This is a genomic window from Amnimonas aquatica (genome assembly GCF_002943415.1).
GTDB lineage: Bacteria > Pseudomonadota > Gammaproteobacteria > Pseudomonadales > Moraxellaceae > Perlucidibaca > Perlucidibaca aquatica_A.
In genome coordinates this window covers 1-2,470 of record NZ_PTQZ01000243.1, presented here as the reverse complement: position 1 = coordinate 2,470, position 2,470 = coordinate 1, and the positions used below count along the sequence as shown (strand labels likewise).

Annotated in this window: 2 protein-coding genes and 1 pseudogene; all 3 read right to left on the bottom strand. The window is 73.3% G+C overall.

Translation table 11 applies throughout. From position 1 onward, the window contains the following. The coding region (locus C5O18_RS08550) for a hypothetical protein (RefSeq protein ID WP_241146799.1) at nt 1-371 on the bottom strand (371 nt) is incomplete at its 3' end. Further along, nucleotides 368-1,204, bottom strand: coding sequence for a PD-(D/E)XK nuclease family protein (locus tag C5O18_RS10930; RefSeq protein ID WP_158249314.1), 837 nt, complete (start codon nt 1,202-1,204; stop codon nt 368-370). The genes C5O18_RS08550 and C5O18_RS10930, both read right to left, overlap by 4 nt. A 112-nt stretch (nt 1,205-1,316) precedes the next feature. Beyond that, nucleotides 1,317-1,784 (bottom strand): annotated as a pseudogene (locus C5O18_RS11270) (hypothetical protein); the annotation flags it as partial. Nucleotides 1,785-2,470 lie beyond the last annotated feature (686 nt).

The window sequence follows — 2,470 nt, the reverse complement described above, 5'->3', positions numbered from 1 at the left end:
CGGCGCAGGTAAAGCAGGTCGCCGTCGAGCACCAGCGGAGAGGCGCCGGCCGCCGGTCCGCCGATCACCGCACTGAGGCCGAGGCGGGCGCGCAAACCGGGCAGCGAGCGGTCGCTCCAGCTTGCGCGCAGGCCGTCCGCGGCCGGCACATCAAGTCCGAACGCAGCCGGATCGGCGCGCAGCTGCGCGAGATCCAGACACAGGTGCCCCTGGCCATGCTGCTGACTGGTCAGAGCCGCCAGTGCCAGCACCACCTCCGGCAGGCCCGGCTCGGCTTCGGCCAGCCAGGCGGCCAGCGCCAGGTCCAGCGGCCGCAGCAGGCCTGCGGCCGCCGCCTGCCGCAGGCTGTCGGGCAGGGATGCTGCGCTCACTGGCCACCTCCGGCGAACAGGGCATCGAGCGCCTCGACCAGCGCGCGTGGCGGCCGCTCGGCATGGACGCCGCCGCCCTGCCCGTCCCAACCGCGCAGATAGAGATAGACCGCGCCGCCGACATGCCGGTCGTAGTCGTAGTCCGGCAAGCGCGCGCGCAGCTGCCGGTGCAGGGCCAGCAGATAAAGGGCGTACTGCAGGTCGTAGCGGTGGCGGGCAACATCTTCAGCGAGGGCGTCTGGCGCGTAGCGGCCGGCATCGGCACTGGCATCGCCGAGGAAATTGGACTTGTAGTCGGCGATGTAATAGCGCCCGTCGTGCAGGAACACGAGGTCCATGAAACCCTTGAACAGCCCCTCCAGGCGGGCCGGCAGCAGCGCCGGCCGCGGCCGGCCGCCCAGCGTGTGACAGCGGACCGCGTGATCCAGCGCCTGCACGTCGACCCGGTGGCTGGACAGCCAGAACTCCAGCTCCACCTGGTAGGTGCGCAAGTCCCCCAGCGCGACCTGCGCGGGCCGGCGGCCATCCGGCTGCACCGGCAGCCCGAGGTCATGACGCAGCCAGGCGCGCAGGGCCTGCTGCAGCACCGGGGCCTGTTCCGCCCAGCGGCGCAGCGCGCATTCGCGGGCAATGATGTCGTCGAGCCGGCGCAGGCTGTCGGCATCATGGGCGAACCCGGCGGCGGCAGCCTCCTCCAGCAGGGTGTGCCAGAAACTGCCTATCTCGGCACCGCGCGGCAGCGCGGCCAGCCCCGACAGCAGCTGCTCGCGCCAGGTCTCGGCACGGGCCGACTCGGCTTCGCTGACGCTGACCGGCAGCGGCGCCGGCGTCACGGCTTCGACCTGCAGGCCNGGCGATGTCCTGCTTGCCACCGACCGGCAGCAGGGCCATCCAGAGCAGATGCCTGGGCCGGGTGACGCCGACATAGAACAGGCGCAGGTCCTCCTGCAGCTGCTCGTGCGCGGCGCGGCGGCTGGCCACCGAGGTTTCGTCGCTGTCGAGGTCCATGACCAGGGCGCCGTCATCGCGGTGGTAACGGCGCAGCCCGCCCTTGCGCGGCAGGGCCGGTACCGCCGAGAACGGCAGGCAGACCAGCGGATACTCCAGCCCCTTGGACTGGTGCAGGGTCACCACGCGCACGCGTGCGCTGTCGCTTTCCAGGCGCACCAGCGCCTCGTCGCCGCCCTGCCCGCCCTGGCCTTCGCGGCGCTCGGCAAGATGACGGATCAGCGCCTGCTCGCCGTGCAGACCGGTGGATGCCGCCTGCAGCAGCTCGGCCAGGTGCAGGAAGTTGGTCAGCGCGCGCTCGCCGTCGCGGCAGTCCGGATGCAGCAGGCGCGCCGGCACCTGCTGGCGGAACAGCCACTGGCGCACGGCCGCCAGCACGCCGCTGGCACGCCAGATCGCCTGCATGTCGCGCAGCACCTCGACCTCGTGCTCCCAGGCGCGCTCGTCGGCACGCAGACGCGCCAGCTCGCCCCAGCTGCGCCCCAGCGCCGGGGTCGCCAGCGCCAGGCGCAGGCGCTCCTCGCGCCCGGGATCGGCGAAGGCCTCCAGCCAGCGCTGCAGCTGCCCGGCCTCGCCGCTGGCATAGACGGAGTCACGGTCCGAACCGTAGACACTCGGGATGCCGCGCGCCTGCAGGGCCTGGCGCAGCACACGCGCCTCGGAGCCCTTGCGCACCAGCACGGCGATGTCGCCAGGCCCGACCGGGCACAGCGCAGCGCCGCCCGCATCATCACCGCCGGCGTCCGGCGCGAGCAGCCCGAGCTCGCCACGGTCGGCGGCCTGCAGCCAGCCGAGGATGGTCTCCGCGCACTGCTCGGCGAGCAGGCGGCGGGCCTTGCCCGTGGTCAGGGCGGCGATGTCGTCCGGCAGCGCGATCTGCACCGCCGCCGGCGTCACCAGCGAACCGTCCGGCAGGCGCCGGCGCAGACGGCCCTCGCCACGGCCGGCGGACACCGGGCTGAACTGCAGGCCGTGCGCGGCATCGGGCTGTGCGAAAGCACCGCCCGGCCAGTCGCGGAAGCTGAACAGCCGGTTCACGCCAGCGACCAGCGCCGGATCGGAACGGAAATTGGTGGCCAGCGTCCAGGTCG